The organism is Enterococcus sp. MSG3299, assembly GCF_050555765.1.
Classification (GTDB): domain Bacteria; phylum Bacillota; class Bacilli; order Lactobacillales; family Enterococcaceae; genus Enterococcus; species Enterococcus faecalis.
The window spans coordinates 684,354-705,221 of the sequence record NZ_CP187869.1; the positions used below are offsets into that span (position 1 = coordinate 684,354).

19 protein-coding genes and 1 other annotated feature are annotated in these 20,868 nt (G+C 38.1%); of the genes, 12 read left to right on the forward strand and 7 right to left on the reverse strand.

Annotated features, from left to right (window positions below; translation table 11 throughout):
* Positions 1–6: 6 nt before the first annotated feature.
* The 5 genes from IGL23_RS03405 (at position 7) to adhE (ending at position 6,199) form a co-directional block, all read left to right on the forward strand.
* Complete coding sequence (locus tag IGL23_RS03405; protein WP_033595130.1) at positions 7–1,113, forward strand: iron-containing alcohol dehydrogenase family protein; 1,107 nt, start codon at positions 7–9, stop codon at positions 1,111–1,113.
* A 158-nt stretch (positions 1,114–1,271) separates the two neighbouring features.
* On the forward strand, positions 1,272–2,417 hold the full coding sequence (gene tgt / locus IGL23_RS03410; protein WP_002355772.1) for a tRNA guanosine(34) transglycosylase Tgt: 1,146 nt from the start codon (positions 1,272–1,274) through the stop codon (positions 2,415–2,417).
* Between the two features lie 60 nt (positions 2,418–2,477).
* The gene (gene yajC / locus IGL23_RS03415) at positions 2,478–2,876 is read left to right on the forward strand and encodes a preprotein translocase subunit YajC (RefSeq protein WP_181036275.1); all 399 of its coding nucleotides are present in this window, start codon (positions 2,478–2,480) and stop codon (positions 2,874–2,876) included.
* A gap of 261 nt (positions 2,877–3,137) precedes the next feature.
* Positions 3,138–3,443, forward strand: coding sequence for a post-transcriptional regulator (locus tag IGL23_RS03420; protein ID WP_002364719.1), 306 nt, complete (start codon positions 3,138–3,140; stop codon positions 3,441–3,443).
* Positions 3,444–3,601: 158 nt separating this feature from the next.
* Positions 3,602–6,199, forward strand: a complete 2,598-nt coding sequence (gene adhE, locus IGL23_RS03425; RefSeq protein WP_002388933.1) for a bifunctional acetaldehyde-CoA/alcohol dehydrogenase — start codon at positions 3,602–3,604, stop codon at positions 6,197–6,199.
* A 44-nt stretch (positions 6,200–6,243) separates the two neighbouring features.
* Here the strand turns inward: adhE and fni are convergent, their stop codons facing one another.
* From fni to IGL23_RS03455, 6 genes are all read right to left on the reverse strand, one after another.
* Positions 6,244–7,287, reverse strand: coding sequence for a type 2 isopentenyl-diphosphate Delta-isomerase (gene fni / locus IGL23_RS03430; RefSeq protein WP_002381302.1), 1,044 nt, complete (start codon positions 7,285–7,287; stop codon positions 6,244–6,246).
* On the reverse strand, positions 7,271–8,377 hold the full coding sequence (locus tag IGL23_RS03435) for a phosphomevalonate kinase (RefSeq protein ID WP_033595134.1): 1,107 nt from the start codon (positions 8,375–8,377) through the stop codon (positions 7,271–7,273). Before IGL23_RS03435 ends, fni begins: the two co-directional genes overlap by 17 nt.
* 2 nt (positions 8,378–8,379) lie before the next feature.
* On the reverse strand, positions 8,380–9,375 hold the full coding sequence (gene mvaD / locus IGL23_RS03440; protein WP_002355778.1) for a diphosphomevalonate decarboxylase: 996 nt from the start codon (positions 9,373–9,375) through the stop codon (positions 8,380–8,382).
* Positions 9,375–10,319 carry a mevalonate kinase gene (mvk, locus tag IGL23_RS03445; RefSeq protein ID WP_033595136.1) on the reverse strand — a complete coding sequence of 315 codons (945 nt, stop codon included), beginning with the start codon at positions 10,317–10,319 and terminating at the stop codon, positions 9,375–9,377. The genes mvaD and mvk overlap by 1 nt, the downstream gene beginning before the upstream one ends.
* Before the next feature lie 269 nt (positions 10,320–10,588).
* Entirely contained in the window at positions 10,589–11,224 is a 636-nt protein-coding gene (locus IGL23_RS03450) for a pentapeptide repeat-containing protein (protein WP_002397946.1), read from the reverse strand.
* On the reverse strand, positions 11,221–12,294 hold the full coding sequence (locus IGL23_RS03455; protein WP_002355782.1) for an FUSC family protein: 1,074 nt from the start codon (positions 12,292–12,294) through the stop codon (positions 11,221–11,223). The genes IGL23_RS03450 and IGL23_RS03455 overlap by 4 nt, the downstream gene beginning before the upstream one ends.
* Before the next feature lie 243 nt (positions 12,295–12,537).
* Between IGL23_RS03455 and opp1A the strand changes: the two genes are divergently transcribed.
* Positions 12,538–14,208: an oligopeptide ABC transporter substrate-binding protein Opp1A gene (opp1A, locus tag IGL23_RS03460; protein WP_010816372.1), complete on the forward strand. Its 1,671-nt coding sequence runs from the start codon at positions 12,538–12,540 to the stop codon at positions 14,206–14,208.
* Positions 14,209–14,286: 78 nt separating this feature from the next.
* Here opp1A and IGL23_RS03465 read toward each other — a convergent pair whose 3' ends face one another.
* Entirely contained in the window at positions 14,287–14,637 is a 351-nt protein-coding gene (locus IGL23_RS03465) for a DUF3899 domain-containing protein (RefSeq protein WP_033595138.1), read from the reverse strand.
* Positions 14,638–14,727: 90 nt separating this feature from the next.
* Here IGL23_RS03465 and opp1B point away from each other — a divergent pair, with 90 nt between their 5' ends.
* From opp1B to infC, 6 genes are all read left to right on the forward strand, one after another.
* Positions 14,728–15,669, forward strand: a complete 942-nt coding sequence (gene opp1B, locus IGL23_RS03470; RefSeq protein ID WP_002381304.1) for an oligopeptide ABC transporter permease Opp1B — start codon at positions 14,728–14,730, stop codon at positions 15,667–15,669.
* On the forward strand, positions 15,669–16,721 hold the full coding sequence (opp1C, locus tag IGL23_RS03475; RefSeq protein ID WP_002355787.1) for an oligopeptide ABC transporter permease Opp1C: 1,053 nt from the start codon (positions 15,669–15,671) through the stop codon (positions 16,719–16,721). The genes opp1B and opp1C overlap by 1 nt, the downstream gene beginning before the upstream one ends.
* A gap of 9 nt (positions 16,722–16,730) precedes the next feature.
* Complete coding sequence (opp1D, locus tag IGL23_RS03480; RefSeq protein WP_002355794.1) at positions 16,731–17,789, forward strand: oligopeptide ABC transporter ATP-binding protein Opp1D; 1,059 nt, start codon at positions 16,731–16,733, stop codon at positions 17,787–17,789.
* Positions 17,789–18,745, forward strand: coding sequence for an oligopeptide ABC transporter ATP-binding protein Opp1F (opp1F, locus tag IGL23_RS03485; RefSeq protein ID WP_002361357.1), 957 nt, complete (start codon positions 17,789–17,791; stop codon positions 18,743–18,745). The genes opp1D and opp1F overlap by 1 nt, the downstream gene beginning before the upstream one ends.
* 40 nt (positions 18,746–18,785) lie before the next feature.
* Complete coding sequence (locus IGL23_RS03490) at positions 18,786–19,856, forward strand: RNA-guided endonuclease TnpB family protein (RefSeq protein WP_033595140.1); 1,071 nt, start codon at positions 18,786–18,788, stop codon at positions 19,854–19,856.
* Positions 19,857–20,068: 212 nt separating this feature from the next.
* Positions 20,069–20,200: a sequence feature (ribosomal protein L20 leader region), on the forward strand.
* A 54-nt stretch (positions 20,201–20,254) separates the two neighbouring features.
* Positions 20,255–20,776, forward strand: a complete 522-nt coding sequence (infC, locus tag IGL23_RS03495) for a translation initiation factor IF-3 (RefSeq protein ID WP_002355797.1) — start codon at positions 20,255–20,257, stop codon at positions 20,774–20,776.
* Positions 20,777–20,868: the final 92 nt, after the last annotated feature.

Sequence of the window (20,868 nt, forward strand, 5' to 3'; positions counted from 1 at the left end):
TCAAAAATGAAGGGGATTTTCAAGATGGAACAATCATTAATTGTGAGAGGGACACCACAAGAGTATCTTTGCGAAATTGGTTCGTGGGAATTATTAGAAGGACAACTATTATGCAGAAATATTCATCGTGTATTCATTTTACACGGGACTGAGTCATGGCAAGCGGCAAAACCGTATTTTCCGACGTTTCAAAAAGTAACAGCTGTTTTTGAAAACTATGGAGGTGTTTGTACAGATCAACGTGTGCAAGAGTTAGAAGCGCAAGTGCTGGACAATCATTTAGAGGCCATCGTCGCTGTTGGTGGAGGAAAAGTGGCCGACTTGGGCAAAGCCTTAGCACACAAAATGGCGTTACCGGTAATTATTTTACCCACTTTAGCAGCTACTTGTGCACCGTGCACGCCATTGAGCGTAATGTATCGAGAAGATGGAGCAATGGAACGGTATGACGTTTTTCCGCAAGCAAACGCTTTGGTGTTGGTAGAACCAAGAGTGTTATTGCATTCGCCTCGGTCCTTAATGGTGGCAGGTATTGGGGATACATTAGCTAAATGGTATGAAGCAGATGCGATTATTTCGCAGTTAGACGTCCAAGTGTTACCTATTCAAGTTTCTCATTTTGCCGCGGAAAAATGTCGCGATGTTTTGTTAAATGAAAGTATCAATGCTTTAAAAGCGATGGAAGAGCAACAATTAAATCAATCGTTTATTGATGTCATCGAAACGAATTTAATTATTGGTGGAATGGTGGGTGGCTTTGGCGATGATTATGGTCGGACAGCGGGTGCCCATTCCATTCATGATGCACTAACTTTGCTGCCAGCTAGCCATCGACAATTGCATGGAAACAAAGTGGCGTATGGTGTGTTTGTTCAATTAGCCATTGAAGAGAAATGGCAAGAAGTCGATGAATTGATTCCTTTCTATCACCAACTAGGTTTGCCTATTTCTTTAAAAGAAATGGAGATGGACTTAACTGAAGCCGAGTATCAAGAAGTAGCAGAACGTGCTTGTATAGAAGGCGAAACGATTCATTATATGAAACAAAAAATTACCCCTGAAATTGTGAAAACAGCGATGCAAGATTTAGAAAAATATACAGCGACAAAATAAGTGCCAAACAGCAACTAGCTCATTTGAATTATTTGAACTAGTTGCTGTTTTTTAAGGATCCTTTTTTGAAAAAAGAAACCTTGAGAAATCCTTGCAAATTCAATAAAAAAAAAGTATGATGATGGGAGGACAAATTATAGTAGAAAGTAGGGAAATGAATGACGGAACCAGCCATTCGTTATCGTTTAATCAAAAAAGATAAACACACAGGTGCGCGTTTAGGTGAATTAATTACTCCTCACGGCACATTTCCAACACCAATGTTTATGCCGGTAGGTACACTTGCGACAGTTAAAACAATGTCACCAGAAGAATTAAAAGAAATGGGTGCCGGTGTTATTTTAAGTAATACTTACCATTTATGGTTACGTCCAGGTGAAGATTTAGTCGAAGAAGCAGGCGGTTTACACAAATTTATGAACTGGGATCAACCTATTTTAACTGATTCAGGTGGCTTCCAAGTCTTCTCATTAAGTGATATGCGGAAAATCGAAGAAGAAGGTGTGCATTTTAGAAATCATTTAAATGGTTCAAAAATGTTCCTTTCTCCAGAAAAAGCGATCAATATTCAAAATAAATTAGGATCAGATATTATGATGAGCTTTGATGAATGTCCACCATTTGATGAAAGCTATGAGTATGTCAAACGCTCGATTGAACGGACTTCTCGTTGGGCCGAGCGTGGCTTAAAAGCCCATGCGAATCCTGATAGACAGGGATTATTCGGTATTGTTCAAGGTGCGGGATTTGAAGATTTACGTCGTCAAAGTGCTAAAGATTTAGTGAGTATGGATTTTCCTGGCTATTCGATTGGTGGCTTATCTGTTGGTGAGTCTAAGGAAGAAATGAACCGAGTCTTAGACTTTACGACACCGTTAATTCCTGAAAATAAACCACGTTACTTAATGGGTGTGGGTGCCCCTGATTCATTAATTGATGGAGTGATTCGTGGGATTGACATGTTTGATTGTGTGCTACCAACACGTATTGCGCGCAATGGTACTTGTATGACTTCACAAGGTCGCTTGGTTGTTAAAAATGCCCAATATGCAAGAGATTTTCGTCCGCTTGATGAAAAATGTGATTGTTATGTTTGTCGTAATTATACGCGGGCCTATATTCGTCATTTGATTAAATGTGATGAAACATTCGGAATCCGTTTAACATCGTATCATAATTTATACTTCTTGTTAGACTTAATGAAAAATGTCCGTCAAGCAATTATGGACGACAATTTATTAGAATTCCGACAAGCGTTTTTTGAAGAATATGGCTTTAATAAAGCGAATGCAAAAAGTTTCTAAAAATTAGAGGAAAAAACTAGTTCTTCAAGCATTTTTTTGATACAGTTAGTAGTGTGAATAATGCAGAGTGAGGTGAAACAAATGGGTGGCGGATTTACAATGATTTTTACATTAGTCCTTTTAGGAGGAATGATGTTTTTCATGACACGTTCTCAAAAGAAACAACAGCAAGAACGTCAAAAACAACTAAACGCAATGAAAATTGGCGATGGTGTTGTCACAATTGGTGGTTTACATGGTGTTTTAAGTGAAATCAACGAAAAAACAGTTTTAATCGATTGCGAAGGTATTGTCTTAGAATTTGACCGTGCAGCAATTCGAACTGTAACACCTGGAACTGCTGTTACAAATGATTCAGCAGTAACTAGTGTACCAGTCACAGAAGTTGAAGAGACAGTCACAGAAGAAGTAACTGAAGTTCCTGAAACATCAGATCCTTCAAAAGAAAAGAAAGACTAAACGATTCAACTGATTCATTTAATGGTTAAAGAGAGCGGAACAGGCTTTTCAAAGGCGAAACTGTGACCAGTAGTCACACGAGAAAGCCAATAAGAAGAGATAATTCCTATTCCGCTCGTGTCGTTTATCTTAAAATGTAGGACTAGGAAGGTAGGTCATTTGGACTTACGTCCTAAGTCCTTTTTAACTATTAAGTTTACAAAAAAGGTTCCTTTTTATAGTGTTGGAAGATAGTTAAAAAGTGAGCAATCTTTCGCTTGGTTGGAAGGAGAAGAGCCCATGACAAAGGAAAAATTAAGTTGGTTACAACAAAAAATGCTCAATAAAAGTATTAAAAAGAAGTGCCAAAATTTTCGTGAACTAGGTTATTCTTCCATCAACGAAGAAGATTTATTGACTTATTTACTCACCTATCGTTGGAAAAAGCAAGCCCGTTTATCTGTCAAAGACTGTCGCAAAGACATTCAGAAGGTTAAGCCGAATGAATTTTTTGACTATCAACAATTATTGGCACAGACATCAAAAAATCCTTTAAGGGACTGGCATGATATTGAAGACTTATTCTAGAAAAAAGAATAGGTCTTTTTTTTTTGAGATAAAAAAAATTATAAATAGTTGTGAAAAATATCACAAAAACTATTTACAAGATTCATTTTATGTTGTATGATGTGAATGTGAAATAGTTAACAAAGTTTTTTTAAAATGAAACTCTTAGGAGGATGAACATGGTTAAAACAGTAAAAAAAGAAAAGACAGAAACAGTTGATGTTTCATCAATGATTGATGAATTAGCAACAAAAGCGAATGTCGCTTTAAAAGCAATGGAAGATTTTACACAAGAACAAGTAGATCACATTGTCCATCAAATGGCGATGGCGGCGTTAGACCAACATATGCCTTTAGCAAAAATGGCTGTCGAAGAAACTGGCCGTGGAATCTATGAAGATAAAGCAATCAAAAATATGTATGCATCTGAATACATTTGGAATAATATTAAACATGATAAAACAGTGGGTGTAATTAACAAAGACGAACAAACCGGTTTAATGGAAATTGCTGAGCCAGTTGGCGTGGTATGTGGGGTCACACCAACAACAAACCCAACGTCAACAACTATTTTTAAATCACTAATCGCCTTAAAAACAAGAAATCCAATTGTTTTTGCTTTCCATCCTAGCGCACAAAAATGTTCGGCAGAAGCGGCACGTATTGTACGGGATGCGGCGATTGCAGCAGGTGCACCAGAAAATTGTATTCAATGGATTGAACAACCATCGATTGATGCAACATCTGCTTTGATGAATCATCCAGGAATTGCCATTGTTTTAGCAACTGGTGGCGCAGGCATGGTAAAATCTGCATACTCAACAGGTAAACCAGCACTAGGCGTTGGTCCTGGGAACGTACCAGCTTATATTGAAAAAACGGCTAAAGTAAAACGTGCGGTTAATGATTTAATTGTTTCAAAATCATTTGATAATGGAATGATTTGTGCTTCTGAGCAAGCGGTCATTGTGGATAAAGAAATTTATGCTTCTGTCAAAGCTGAGTTTGAAGCACACAATGTTTACTTCGTGAAACCGAATGAATTACAAAAACTAGAAGATGCAGTGATGAATGAAGGCAAATACGCAGTAAATCCAGCGATTGTCGGTAACTCTGCAGAAAAAATTGCTGAATTAGCAGGAATTAGCGTACCAAAAGGCACAAAAATTTTAGTCGCTGAATTAGAAGGTGCAGGTCCAGAATATCCATTATCAAGAGAAAAATTATCGCCAGTTTTAGCAATGATGAAATCAAACAACGCAGAGCATGCTTTTGAACTATGTGAAGCGATGTTAAACTTAGGTGGTTTAGGACATACAGCAGTAATTCATACAGAAGATGAAGAGTTACAAGTTGCTTTTGGTTTACGTATGAAAGCTTGTCGTATTTTAGTGAATACTCCATCAGCAGAAGGCGGTATCGGCAACATTTATAACGAAATGATTCCATCCTTAACACTTGGTTGTGGTTCATACGGGAAAAACTCTGTTTCTAAAAACGTATCAGCCATTAACTTAATTAATATTAAAACGGTAGCGAAACGGAGAAATAATATGCAATGGTTTAAATTACCTCCAAAAATTTTCTTTGAAAAAAATTCTTTACAATATCTACAAAAAATGGAAAATGTTGAACGTGTCATGTTAGTTTGTGACCCAGGTATGGTTCAATTTGGCTATGCAGATATCGTACGTAAAGAGCTACAAAAACGTAAAAATGATGTGAAAATCGAAGTATTTTCTGATGTTGAACCAAACCCATCAACAAATACTGTTTATGCAGGTACCAAAATGATGGTTGATTTCCAACCAGATACAGTGATTGCCTTGGGTGGCGGTTCTGCAATGGATGCGGCGAAAGGCATGTGGATGTTCTATGAACACCCAGATACAGAGTTCTTTGGTGCAAAACAAAAATTCTTAGATATCCGCAAACGGACATATAAAATTGCCAAACCAGAAAAAACACAATTTGTTTGTATCCCAACTACTTCAGGAACTGGTTCAGAAGTTACACCATTTGCCGTTATTACTGATAGTGAAACACACGTGAAATATCCGTTAGCAGACTATGCGTTAACACCAGATGTAGCGATTGTTGATCCACAGTTCGTAATGTCTGTGCCAGCTTCAGTCACTGCAGACACAGGTATGGATGTTTTAACACATGCTATTGAATCTTATGTTTCCGTGATGGCTTCAGATTACACACGTGGTTTAAGTTTACAAGCAATCAAGTTAGTTTTCGATCATTTAGAAAATTCAGTGAAACGTCCAGATATGGAATCTCGCGAAAAAATGCATAATGCATCAACCATGGCAGGGATGGCATTTGCCAATGCATTCTTAGGTATTTGTCACTCTATTGCTCATAAAATTGGTGGGGAATATGGCATTCCACATGGTCGTACAAATGCGATTTTATTACCACATATTATTCGTTACAATGCGAAAGATCCATCAAAACACGCAATGTTCCCTAAATATGATTACTTCCGCGCCGATACTGATTATGCAGACATTGCAAAATTCTTAGGCTTAAAAGGAAATACTACCGCAGAATTAGTAGAAGCTTTAGCAACAGCAGTAGCAGACTTAGGTAAATCAGTCGGAATTGACATGAACTTGAAAGCCCAAGGTGTCTCACAAGAAACATTAGACACAACGGTTGATCGTATGGCAGAACTTGCATATGAAGACCAATGTACAACTGCAAATCCGAAAGAACCATTAATTAGTGAACTAAAACAAATTATCTTAGATGCTTATGTAGGATAAAAGAACTCAAATAAAGAGACCAGAACATTAATGTTCTGGTCTCTTTAACGTTTTGCGAAAACAGTGCTGTCGATACCACGGTTATGACACCAATTAACTAAAACTGGATCGAGGATAAGTGCGGTACTCGTCAATTCTTCTGTCGTCTTTTTTCCTAAAAGAGTATAAAGCATTTTCACTTCTTCTTGCCATTGCTGTACAAGAGCTAGGGTATTTTCTAAACCATTTTTACTCATAAGGGAAGCTAAGATAGTCCCAGCAACTCCCATGCTTTTGGCACCTAAAGCGAGTCCTTTGACAATATCAAGAGAGTTACGCACACCGCCAGAGCCGAGAATAGTTAGTTTCTTTTGCCAATTTTGTGATTCCAGAAGAGAGATGACCGTTGATTGCCCCCAATCATCTAAGAAAGAAAGTTCTCGTTTCTTCCGCCGGGCATTTTCAATTTGTGTAAAACTCGTTCCGCCTTGGCCGCTCACATCCGCTGCTTGAACGCCGATAGAGGTAAGTTTTTCTAAGGTTTCTTGGCTCATGCCAAAGCCAACCTCTTTGACAATGACAGGCACTTCTACGGCCTGTACGATAGCTTCAATCTTGGTTAGCCAATTAGTAAAATCACGATCTCCTTCAGGCATGACCAATTCTTGGGGCACATTTACATGGATTTGTAAGGCATTCGCTTGAAATAAATCAAGCGCTCGCTTTGCTTCTTCCACACCCAAGCCTGCACCAATATTGGCAAAAATGAGTCCATCTGGGTTTTCTTTTCGCATAATTTGATACGTATCCGCTAAACTAGCATCTTTTAACGCTGCCGAGACAGATCCTGTCGCAACTAATAGGCCAGTTTCTTTGGCAATAATGCCTAATTGCTGATTAATTTCTTTTGCACGCTGACTACCACCTGTCATTGCATTGACATAAAAAGGTTGGGGAAGCTGAAAAGAAAGAAACGAAGTGGAAATATCCACTTCGTTAACAGCGGATTCAGCAAACGATTGGTGAACAAAACGCACACGATCAAAGTCATTACTTTTTTCTTTGTGGAACGCTTTAGCTAATGATAGATGTTCATCTTTTCGATTCATGCTTCTCCTTACACTCCCTTTGACCATAGGTATAGACGTGAAGTGGCAGTGGGGTAATTCCGTCTTTTTCCCAAGCAGTCATTAATGGTAAAATCCCAGATTTTTGGCGGAAAATTACAATCCCACAATCGCCCCCGCCAGCGCCAGAAGATTTCGCAGCTCCTGTATAAGATTCAGCCAAATCACAAAGATTTTTCAAGGCTTCTGTTTCGATTACCACACCAGTCAGTGAAGATAATTCGGCGAGCAATTGGCGATTTTTAGTAATTTGTTTTTGAATAACAGAAATTTTTCCTGTATTAAAGCCATTAATCATTGTTTCGACACAAAGCCGACTTTTCATTAAGAACTGCTCATAAGCTGCTTGTTTTTCTTCTTTTGATTGATGGACTCGATCAACTAAGTCTGAAGTGGACGCAGGGCTACCTGTCCAACCAATTAGTAAACGTAGTTGTTTCGGTACTTTTAACGGAAAAATCATTAATTCAGGCCAGTCCATTGCTAACAAATCAGTTAATGTTTCAGTGGCTGCTTTTTGATTGACCCAATCATGATCGAAGGTTGAAAAGGCAATCCAGCCCCCGTAACAGCTGGCGGCGATATCTCCGCAAGAACCATTTCCTTGAACGGCTAAGTGAGCTAATGCTGATAATTTAAAAATTTCCTCATTTTCCAAACCTAAGTCATAAAAAATATTCAAGGCTTTGACAGTTCCAACGGTTACTGCACCGCTTGAACCAAGACCGTATTTTCGTCCATTTGAACTATCTAATTCACTCGTCACTTTTAAATGATAAAATGACAATTCTTTGTTTTGCTCTTGCGCATATTTTTCAGTTAGATGGATCGCCGCTAGAACATAATGGAAGGGATTTTCGCGAATATCTAATACAAGCTCACCATTTCGGCGTGTCCAGCGAATAGGTAAAGAGCTGTATTGTGCAGATTGAATACTGCCTTCATCTGTTGTTTCTTCGACAGTTACAGTTACGAATTGATCCACAGCAACGATAATGGCAGGGTGGCCAGGTTCAACAACGGCATATTCTCCTGCAATAAATAACTTTCCTGGCGTAGTAACTTCAATCATGCTTATTTATCCATTCCTTTCGTTTCAAACAATTCAATTCCGGGACCAGCAAAAGCTGGGACTAACTGCTCTTTTGAAAAATGTTCACTTAAAAATGTTTTTAATGCTTCTAAGTTTTTCTTTTCGACTAAGACCTTGACATTCGGACCTGCATCCATTGTAAAGTAGCAAGGAATTCCTTTGGCCCGTGCTTGGCGAACTAAAGCCATCGCTTGTAAGCTGCCTGGGGACCAGTAAGTAAATGGAGGGACAGCGCCTAAGGTGGTTCCATGCATCCTTAACCCATTGGCTTCAATGATTTCTCCTAAACGAGGGAAGTCTTTTGTTTTAATTGCTTCATGAACTTGGGATAAATCTTTTTCCACATTGTCCAACCAACCTTGATAAAAGCTAGAAGTTTCTACTGTTCGTTTCATTCCATCACGGCTGGAAACATCTTTTTCTCCATCATTAATTAAGATAAAGAGCATGGCCAATTCGTTTTCCCAATTATTGGCTGGAATATTTTCAGCAAACGACGTTTCATCAGAGTGGCCTTTGTTCCATTGAGCAAAACCACCAAAAATACTACGACAAGCAGAACCTGAACCACGTCGCGCTAAACGTGATAAGTCTTTTGCTGAAAGATTTAATCCTAAGGCTACGTTACAGGCCCCTGCTAAAGCAGCTAGACCACTCGCTGAAGAAGCCAAACCAGCTGCAGTAGGCACAAAATTTTGACTTTCTACTTTTGCAAACCAAGTACAATCGGCTTGTTGACGAACAAGGTTCAAAAATTCTTTGACTTTTTTTGTTTGTTTTTCGTTTTGCAAGATACCATCTAAAATAAATACATCTTCTGAATAATGGGCATCAAATGTCACAGTTGTTTCTGTGTAAAAGGCATCTAATGTTAATGATAAACTACTATTCATTGGTAAAATGTATTCTTCATTGGCTTTTCCCCAATATTTAATCAGAGCAATATTTGTATGCGCTCGTGCTTTTCCTGAAAGCATTACTTTTTCACCTCTAATGATTGAATCCATGTAGCAACAGCTCCATTTTCTTCTAAATTCTGTGCAATGGTTTGTGCGGTCTTTTTATTATCTGTTAAGGCAATCATACAGCCACCGCGACCGCCGCCGGTTAATTTTGCTCCTAGAGCGCCATGTTCTAGAGAGAGAGCCACTAGTCGATCCAGCATATCGTTGCTGACGGTTAATTGCTGGAGTTGCTCTTGCGCTAACGTCATTAGCTGACCTAATTTTTGTTTATCATCTTGTAAAATTGCCTGCTTCGCTTCTTTAGTAAAAGAACCTAATTGTTTCATTGTTTCAGCGATTGCTGTGGGATTATTTTGAGCTAGCTGCGCAATGTCTTTCACTGCTTCACGTGTTTGACCTTTAATTCCCGTATCAGCTACTACTAAGTAGGCATTAGATAAATTCATCGAGAAATGTGTGGGCGGAAATCCTCTAGTAAAAAATAAGGGATCAGCGCCGCTTGTTGCTGCGGCATCGATACCACTAGGATTGCCATGAGCAATTTTCTCACTTAAGGAAACAAGCTCAAACAATTCTTGATATGTATAAGCGTAATCAAAATAATCAAAAAGGCTTCGAACGATGGCCACAGCGGTTGCTGCGCTTGAGCCCATTCCTCGTTCAGCGGGAATCGTACTTGTTAAGGTCAAAGTGCCTTTAAACGTATCTTCCTTTAAAAAATGTAAGGTTTGCTGAACAACTTCCTTGATATTTGCTAGCTCTTGGGGCACGTCTTCAAGCAATCCTGTAAAATATGCACAATCAATCTGCATATTTTTTGCCGGGGTAAAGACGGCTGTGATTTCTGTCGCTTGAAAAGGAAAGGCGATTGCTGGTTCGCCGTAAACAACGGCGTGTTCCCCCATTAAAATGATTTTTCCCGTCGCTTGACCGAGGCCTTGTTTTTTTATATTCATTCACTGACATTCCTTTTGAGTAGAATCGAGTATAGGACAAAAGACGTTCTTGGATTAGAAGAACGTTTGTCATAATCTCTTCATGATTTATAGGAAATGATTCCAAAAGTTTCTCTTGTTCCAAAAAAAGAGATTGCTTAACCTAAGATAGTTTACCTAAAAATAAGGCACAAGTAAAATGGTTCCGTTGGTTTTTCCAAAAAATTAATAACAATTTAATAAGAAAGAACCGACAGAACCAGTTATTCGGCTATTTTTTTAAAATTTTCTTAGGTAATCACCAAACCAAGGGCACTTGCTAAATAAATGGCTTGTTCAGGGGTGACTTTAAGACCTGATAAATAGTTTGGTGAGAAAGTCAAGCGTTCAAAGGTGTTTTGGGAAAAATCCAATCCTTTTAAAGAAGTATTTAGCCAATTACTTTCGGTTAAATCGCAAGCTTCTAGAAGGAGTTTCTTCCAGGTGACCTCGAAAAATTCACTTTCGACTAAACGAGTCTGATTAAAGTGAACAAGATTAAAATTTGCAAAACGAAAAGAAGCATAATCGGCTTTGCAATCCTCAAATAGACAATCTTTTAAATAGCTATCTGCAAAATTCGTTCCTGTCAAATTACAACGAAGGAAAGTCACTCGATGAAAACTGCCAGACAGCCATTCGATGTTAGAAAAATCGCAAGCTTCAAAACGCACATTACTACAATCAAAAGAAGCAAACTGGCCATTTGCTAATGAAAGATGATCGAAAACAGCATCCCGAAAGACTAAGTTACGAACTTCTTGATTCGGTAAATCAATCTGCTGATACAAATGATTTTCTAAGATTGCCTCATCTTCTAATTGACAGTTCGTTAATAGAGGAAGTTGTTCTGGTAGATTTGGTGGCAAGGGATAAGTTATTTTCATAAAACGCCTCTTTCTTCTTGTTGATTTTCAAAGGTTTCATCAATTGAGTAGGCCCGATTATAGAAACGTAGCGCAGTTGTGAAAACATAAGCGCCAGCAAAACCAAGTAAACTACCTAACACAATCCCGACTAATCGATAGTTTAAAAGATTGCTAATGACTTGCTGTCGTGCAAGATTTGATAATAATAAGGACATCGGGGTAATAAAAAAGCTGGCAATCGCATAGTTTCTGTTAATGAATCCTTCAAAAGCTGCATATAGAATACTAATGATACCGATTGTTTGTAAAGGTGTAAAGGGAATCATTAATAAAATTGCAGAAAGCAACAAACCAAGACTCGTACCTAGAATCCGTTGCACATTTCGCTGCATCACAGAATGTAAATTTTCCCCTTGTAAAATGGCTGCGCAAGTAAACGTCATCCAATAGGCGTTGACTAAATGAAGCGATTGACTTAAATAAGCCGCTAAAAATAAAATGGCCGCATAATGCAAAGCATCTAATAAAGAAGCGGGATCGATATAAAGTCGTTCTTGAAGAGACATCCGTTTTTGAAAAACGTAGGGGCGCTTGTCGATGAAATGAAGCACAATGCCCATGATAATGCCGGTCACTACTCCTAAAAGAACAAAACTGGCCATGATAGGAATCTTATGTAAAGGAAAATTGTTGCTTGTTCCCATTGCGGTTGACATGATAACTAACAAAGCACCAGGCTTCTCAATGCCATACAATCTAAAAAGTAAGCGTGCAAGAAAAGCGACGATGGCAATTGTAATGGGAATCAACCAAGGTACATGGTGACTTAGCATTCCTAAGCTGTTGCCCAGAACAATAAAAAAGCCAACAATATTCAGTCTGCGCAATAATTGGGGCAAAGGAAGCGGCTGATAATAAATAAACGTATAAATGCCCATCGAGCCAAAGGTCCCAATGAGTAAATTATTGGAAAAATAACCAATTAATAATGGAATTGCCATACAAATTGCGACACCAACTAACCGAAATAATTCGTCATTTGCTTTATCAATAGCAAACAAATCCTTTAAAAACGTAGAATTTTTCATATTTTGTCACTCCTTTACTTCCTAATTTACCATAATGTTTAGAAAACTGACAAAAGAATTGCAATAAAAGACAGGAAGAAAAAGAGTGGTTTCTGATAGGAAGAGAAGAAAAATTAAAAAAAGTTAACATTTTGACTTGCAATTTTAATATGAAAAATGTAAGATATATTCCATAGCAATAAATAATTATTAAATTCTGATTTTTCAGAAAATACAGATTGTATTATTTTAGGAGGCAACACTATGAAATTGAAAAAGTCATTAACATTCGGTGTGATTACATTATTTAGCGTAACAACTTTAGCGGCTTGTGGAGGCGGCGGAACGTCAGATAGCTCAAGCGCGTCTGGTGGCGGTAAGGCAAGTGGCGAACAAGTTTTACGTGTCACAGAACAACAAGAAATGCCAACAGCTGATTTATCACTAGCAACAGACAGAATTAGTTTTATTGCATTAAATAATGTATATGAAGGAATTTATCGTTTAGACAAAGATAACAAAGTCCAACCTGCAGGTGCAGCGGAAAAAGCAGAAGTTTCTGAAGATGGACTAACATACAAAATTAAATTAAATAAAGATGCAAAATGGTCAGACGGTAAACCAGTGACTGCTAATGACTATGTTTACGGATGGCAACGAACAGTTGATCCAGCGACAGCTTCTGAATATGCTTATCTGTATGCCTCTGTAAAAAATGGTGATGCCATTGCTAAAGGGGAAAAAGATAAATCAGAATTAGGAATTAAAGCAGTCAGTGATACAGAATTAGAAATCACTTTAGAAAAAGCAACACCATACTTTGATTACTTATTAGCTTTCCCATCGTTCTTCCCACAACGTCAAGATATTGTGGAAAAATATGGTAAAAATTATGCATCAAACAGCGAAAGTGCTGTCTACAATGGTCCATTCGTCTTAGACGGCTTTGATGGTCCTGGTACAGATACAAAATGGTCATTCAAGAAAAACGATCAATATTGGGATAAAGACACAGTGAAACTGGACTCAGTAGATGTGAATGTCGTGAAAGAATCACCAACCGCGTTGAACTTGTTCCAAGATGGACAAACAGACGATGTCGTTCTTTCTGGTGAATTAGCCCAACAAATGGCCAATGACCCAGCTTTTGTTAGTCAAAAAGAAGCATCAACACAATATATGGAACTAAATCAACGTGATGAAAAATCACCATTTAGAAATGCAAACTTACGTAAAGCAATTTCTTACTCAATCGACCGTAAAGCGTTAGTTGAATCAATCTTAGGGGATGGTTCTATCGAGCCAAACGGTTTAGTACCAGCAGATATGGCAAAAGACCCAAGTGGCGGCAAAGACTTTGCTAAAGAAGCAGGTAGTCAAATTGAATATGATACGAAAAAAGCTAAAGAATACTGGGAAAAAGCGAAAAAAGAATTGGGGATTTCAACCTTAACAATGGATATTCTTTCTTCAGATGCAGATTCTTCTAAGAAAACAGTTGAATTTGTTCAAGGGTCAATTCAAGATGCTTTAGATGGTGTGAAGGTAACGGTTAGTCCGGTTCCATTCTCTGTTCGTTTAGATCGTTCAAACAAAGGCGACTTTGATGCAGTAATCGGTGGTTGGAGTGCTGACTATGCTGATCCAAGTAGTTTCTTAGACTTATTTGCTTCAGATAACTCATATAACCGTGGACGTTATAACAATCCAGAGTTTGACAAGTTAGTGAAAGCAGCAAGTAGCGCAGATGCGACAAATCCTGAAAAACGTTGGGATGATATGTTAAATGCAGAGAAAACGATTATGGGAGACATGGGTGTGGTACCATTATTCCAAAAATCAGAAGCGCATTTACGTGCTGAAAAAGTCAAAGATGTCGCAGTTCATCCTGCTGGCGCAACGTATGACTACAAATGGGCATACATTTCAGAATAACCTGACAAAAGATCGATAGCAAACAAAAAAGGACCTTTGCCATGGAATAAAAGGCAACGGTCCTCTTGCTATCTTGTCTTAGACCAAGTAAAATAGTAGAAAGCCTAAAGACAGAATCAGTAAGATGCCCCCAGTTTTTAGCCAGAAAGAGCGATGTGCATCGCCAATGACTGAAAGCGGGATAAACTCTTTCGGTTCATTTTTCTTTTTAAAACGAAACACGTTTTTCATTGAGCGCTGAAAGTTATCGAAAAAGCCAGAGGACATAATCCATAAAGCAATGCCGATAATTAAAAAGAAAAGCGAAACGATAAAGAAGGTATCTGATAATGAGGAGGTAGTGATAGGTTCTTTACTTATTAATAAGTAAAGAAAAATGCCGATACTGGAAATAACGGCTGTAATAATTGGCCATTTAAAAGTTTTCATGTGTTCACCCTATCTATTATTGTGGTCTATCTAGTCATTACTTTAACGAAAATAACTGAGGAAGTCAAAAAAATCTCGGAGGTGTCATTATTGAATAGTTTTGGAAAATATTTTCTTAAACGGATCTTTTTCATGATTATCACTTTGTGGTTAATCGCAACGATTACGTTTTTCTTAATGCAATTATTACCAGGTACGCCTTATACCAACCAAGAAAAACTTAGTCCAGAAACAATCGCTATGTTGAATAAACAATCTGGCTTAGATAAACCAGTGATTGTTCAATACGGAATTTACTTAAAGAACCTGGTAACAGGAGACTTTGGTATTTCATTCCAATTTAAAAACCAACCTGTTGCTAAGTTATTAGCTGGTCGAATTGGGCCGTCCCTTCAACTGGGAGGACAAGCGATTATCTTTGGTACGTTAGTCGGTATTTTATTGGGGATTATCGCAGCGATGCGTCAAAATACTTGGGTAGATACGTTGGCAACATTGTTAGCCATTTTAGGTCGTTCTATTCCAAACTTTGTTTTCGCGGTATTATTACAATACATTTTTGCAATGAAATTAAGAATCTTACCAATTGCTATGTGGAATGGTTTTGCATACACAATCTTGCCAACTATTGCCTTGGCAATGAGTCCAATGGCCGATTCGGCTAGGTTTATTCGAACCGAGATGGTAGAGGTCTTGCATAGTGATTATGTCGAATTAGCCAAAGCAAAAGGCTTGAGTCGCTGGCAAGTTGCATTCCGCCACGGGTTAAGAAACAGTTTAATTCCATTGATTACCTTATTAGGACCTTTAGCCGTTGGTTTAATGACAGGTTCTTTAGTAGTAGAAAATATTTTTGCCATCCCTGGAATTGGGGAACAGTTTGTAAAATCAATTATGACAAACGACTATCCAACAATTATGGCAGTAACTATTTTGTATTCAACAATGTTAGTTGTTGTAATTCTGATTGTTGACTTACTTTATGGTTTAATTGATCCAAGAATTCGCGTATCAGGAGGTGCAAAAGGCTAATGGAAACAGTCAATAAAAATAATCTACCACAAGCGATTAAAGATATTCCGGCAGATGAGTTTCAGCCTCTAAACACTTCAACTCTAAAAGAAAGAGAGCGTATTGCCACACCGTCTTTAAGTTTCTTACAAGACTCATGGCGTCGTTTGAAAAAGAATAAAGCTGCAGTTATCTCAATGAGTTTCTTAGCAGTTATTATCTTTATCTCTATTATTACCATTTGGGTTTCACCACATAACCCAACGAAACAAAATGTTTCTTACATTAACTTACCACCACGAATTCCTGGCTTGGAAAGCGTGAATGGTTTAAATGGTAAAACAACAGTTGCTGGTCAATTAGTTGATAAATATGCACAAGCAAACGTTCCAGATAACGTAAACTTTTATCTAGGAACAGATGGTTTAGGTCGTGATGTCCTAAGTCGTTTATTTATGGGAACACGTATTTCCTTATTAATTGCGTTTATCGCGGCGATTCTAGATATTACGATTGGGGTAACGTATGGACTGATTTCCGGGTTAGTCGGCGGTCGTGTCGATACAGTGATGCAACGTATTTTAGAAGTTCTTTCTGGTATTCCTAACTTAGTTGTTATGATCTTGATGCTAACAGTCTTTGATCCAGGGATTGTTTCGATTGTTTTAGCCATGGTTATTACAAACTGGATATCAATGGCCAGGATTGTGCGAGCCCAGACCATGAAACTAAAAGACCAAGAGTTTGTCATGGCAGCAGAAACATTGGGCGAATCTCGTTGGAAAATTGCTATTAAACATATTTTACCGAATATCTCAAGTGTCATTATTGTCCAAATGATGTTCAGTATCCCATCGGCAATTTTCTTTGAAGCGTTCCTAAGTTTTATTGGGTTAGGCTTACGTCCACCAACCGCATCTTTAGGAACCTTGTTAAACGAAGGATACAAAACTTTCCGTTTCCTTCCATATTTAATGTGGATTCCAGCGGCAACACTTTCAGTTATCATGATTTGTTTCAACTTGTTAGCTGATGGTTTACGTGACGCATTTGATCCTAAGATGAAAGAGTAAGAGTGGTGAATGACTATGGAAAAAGTATTAGAAGTTAAAGACTTAAGAATCTCCTTTGATACGTTTGCAGGTAAAGTCAACGCCATTCGTGGTGTGAGTTTTGATCTTTATAAAGGTGAAACGTTAGCCATCGTAGGTGAATCAGGGAGTGGTAAATCTGTTACAACTCGCAGTATTATGCGTTTGTTGAGCAGTAATGCCAATATTGATAACGGGGAAATTTTGTTTAAAGGGCAAGATATTGTTCATAAAACAGAAAAACAAATGCAAGCCATTCGTGGTAAAGAAATCGCAATGATTTTCCAAGATCCGATGACTTCATTAGACCCAACGATGCCAATTGGCAAACAAGTGGCGGAATCATTAATCAAACATAATAAAGTCTCAAAAAAAGAAGGCTTAGCGCAAGCATTAGAATTACTAAAATTAGTCGGCATTCCTAATGCTGAAAAACGTTTGAAAAACTATCCGCACCAATTTTCTGGTGGACAACGTCAACGGATTGTCATTGCAATTGCTTTAATTTGTTATCCAGAAGTTCTAATTGCAGATGAACCAACTACAGCGTTGGATGTAACCATCCAAGCACAAATTTTAGAGTTATTAAAAGACTTACAAGAAAAAATTAGCACTTCGATTATTTTCATTACCCATGATTTAGGGGTAGTAGCGAACGTGGCTGACCGTGTCGCTGTCATGTACGGTGGACGTCTGGTTGAAGTGGGAACAGCAGAAGAAATTTTCTATAATCCACAACATCCATATACTTGGGGACTTTTAGGGTCAATGCCAACGATGGAAGGAACAGAAGACAAACTTTATGCGATTCCAGGTTCACCTCCAGATTTATTAGATCCACCAACTGGAGATGCCTTCTATCCACGGAATGAGTTTGCTTTAAAAATTGATACAGAAAAAGAACCACCTTATTTTGAAGTATCACCGACACACAAAGCAGCAACGTGGTTATTAGCACCACAAGCACCAAAAGTTACGCCTCCAGCAGAGATTGTTCGTCGTTGGGCAATTTATGCAGAGCGTCAAAAAAATCCAGGAGGTAGTAATTAATGGCAGAAGAGAAAAAAGTCCTATTAGAAGTCACTGGTTTGAAACAGTATTTCAATGTTGGTCGTAAAGACGAAGTAAAAGCCATTGATGACATTAGTTTTCATATTTTTGAAGGCGAAACCTTTGGATTAGTTGGCGAATCAGGAAGTGGAAAATCAACAACTGGTCGCAGTGTCATTCGTTTATATGATCCAACTGCTGGTGAAATTCTTTTCGATGGAAAAGACATTAGCAAAATTAAATCAAAAGCGGACATGCAAGCATTCCGCCGCGATGTTCAAATGATCTTCCAAGATCCATATGCTTCATTGAATCCAAGAATGAAAGTCAATGATATTATTGCTGAAGGAATCGATGTCAATGGATTAGCTAAAACACCAAAAGAGCGGGAAGAAAAAGTCAATGAACTTTTAAAAACGGTGGGATTAAATCCAAGTCACAGTACGCGTTATCCTCATGAGTTTTCTGGTGGGCAACGTCAACGGATCGGGATTGCTCGTGCTTTAGCGGTTAATCCACGTTTCATTATCTGTGATGAGCCAATTTCGGCTTTGGATGTGTCGATTCAAGCCCAAGTAGTAAACTTATTACAAGATTTACAAAAAGAACAAGGCTTAACTTACTTGTTTATCGCACATGACTTATCGATGGTAAAACATATTAGTGACCGAATTGGCGTAATGCACAGTGGGAAATTATTGGAAATGGGCACAAGTGATGATGTCTATAATTTCGGCGTTCATCCTTATACAGAAAGTTTACTTTCTGCGATTCCATTACCAGATCCAGACTATGAACGCACACGTAAACGGATCGTTTACCAGCCTGCAGCGGCAGATGGGAAAGATCGTGAGCTCCGTGAAATTCTCAATGGACACTATGTTTATTGTGCTGAAGACGAAGTTGCAATGTACCGTGAAAAAATTGAAGAGAAGAAAAGAAAAGCTGGTTTATAACCAGCTTCTTTTCTAACTATCTTGGTAGGGTGGTTATGAGATGAAGGCTCTGAAAGCTTATAAATACAGACTTTATCCAACCTCAAAACAAGAAGAGTTTATTCAAAAAACATTTTCTTGTGTTCGCTTGGTGTATAATTTAATGTTACAAGACCGGATTGATATCTACAAAGAGATGCGAAAAAATCCTCAACAAACGTTTAAAATGCCAACGCCAGCTAAATATAAGAAACATTACCCTGTCCTCAGAGAAGTTGATAGTTTAGCCTTGGCAAATGCACAAGTTTATTTGGATCGAGCCTTTAAAAATTTTTATCGGGAAAAAGGGATGGGCTTTCCAAAAAAGAAAAAGAAAGAAACCGTGCATTCCTACACTACGAACAATCAACATGGCACGGTCAAAATTTTGGATAATCGTTATTTGAAAGTACCTAAATTGAAATCTTTAATTAAAATGAAGGTACACCGCCAACCGCTGGGGGAGATAAAATCTGTAACTATTTCTATGAGTGCGAGTCACAATTATTATGTTTCCATTTTGTGTGAAGCGCCGATTGAAACGAAAACAAAGCAACAAAAAATGGTGGGAATTTGTAGCAGTAGGGAAAAATTTGCGCTGCTTTCGAATGGTGAAAGCTTCGAAAAAAGCTATTGTTCAAAGCATTTAAAGCAAAAACTACGTCAAGAAGAACGAAAATTAAACAAGCGTAAAATGATTGCTTTAGAAAAAGGTGTCGATCTTTCGCAAGCAAAAAATTATCAAAAACAAAAAATAAAAGTCGCAAAAATTCGCGAAAAAATAGCCAACCAACGAACGGATATTTTAAACAAAATTACAACGGAATTGGTTTCAAGTTACGATGTTATTTGTATTGAAAAAGCCCATCACAGTAATGAGCGGCCGCCAAAACATGATCGTTCTGAACTGGCTTGGTCTTTATTTTTAGCTAAACTGTTGTATAAAGCACAATGGTATGGCAAAGAACTCATTTGTATTGAGTCAGAGGAGATCGAAACAGAGTTGTCTTTTTCTGAAAGTACAGAAAATTCAGAGTATCTTAGAAGCCAAAAAATCTTAGAACGTGGCTTGTCTAAACGAGAAACCTTATAAATAGAAGAACTGTAGGGACTACAGGGATCGCCTAGGGGATAGAAAATGTACACCATGTGTTGAACCATTTGTTTCTAGGAAGTCACATTGGGACAGTCCACTAATTATTAATAATCAAAATACGAGTTCAAACGAATCTAGTGCTAGATTCGTTTTTTTTGAGGAAATATATTGACAACTAGGATAAACTAAGGTAAACTAGTGAAGTTGAGAAATGAAAGCAGAAGCACCCGCTTCTCGCCTTAGTTGAGTATATCGCTGGGCTAGATAAAGTATTCCTTATTTTTTTAAGTAAGGCAGACTGTTGGCGGGTTCTGGATAGGAACCTGTTTTTTTATTGCATTTAGCAAACAAAGCAGACTTCCGTTAGGATTTTCTCTTAAAAATTTTGGAGGTGAATGACCATAGCAAAGGATATGATGGTTAACGACGGCATTCGTGCACGCGAGTTACGTTTGATCGGACAAGATGGTGAACAATTAGGTGTAAAAACCAAAGCAGAAGCATTACAAATCGCTGAATCTGCAAACTTGGATTTAGTACTTGTAGCGCCAGGAGCGAAACCACCAGTTGCGCGAATTATGGATTATGGAAAATTCCGTTTCGAACAACAAAAGAAAGAGCGTGAAGCTCGCAAGAAACAAAAAGTGATCAACGTCAAAGAAGTTCGTTTAAGTCCAACAATTGACGTAAATGACTTCAATACAAAACTTCGTAATGCGCGTAAGTTCTTAGAAAAAGGAGACAAAGTGAAAGCTTCTATCCGTTTCAAAGGCCGTGCCATTACCCATAAAGAGATTGGTCAGAAAGTTCTTGATCGCTTAGCTGAAGAAACTGCGGACATCGCCACAGTGGAACAAAAAGCGAAAATGGACGGACGCAGCATGTTTCTAACGCTGGCACCGAAAAACGACAAGTAAACGAAGAGACCGAGCATTCGGACTTTTGGTAATTTCTACAAGAAGGATATTCGACAGTTGTGACTGTTAGAGTCTTTCACTTGAAGCAAAGA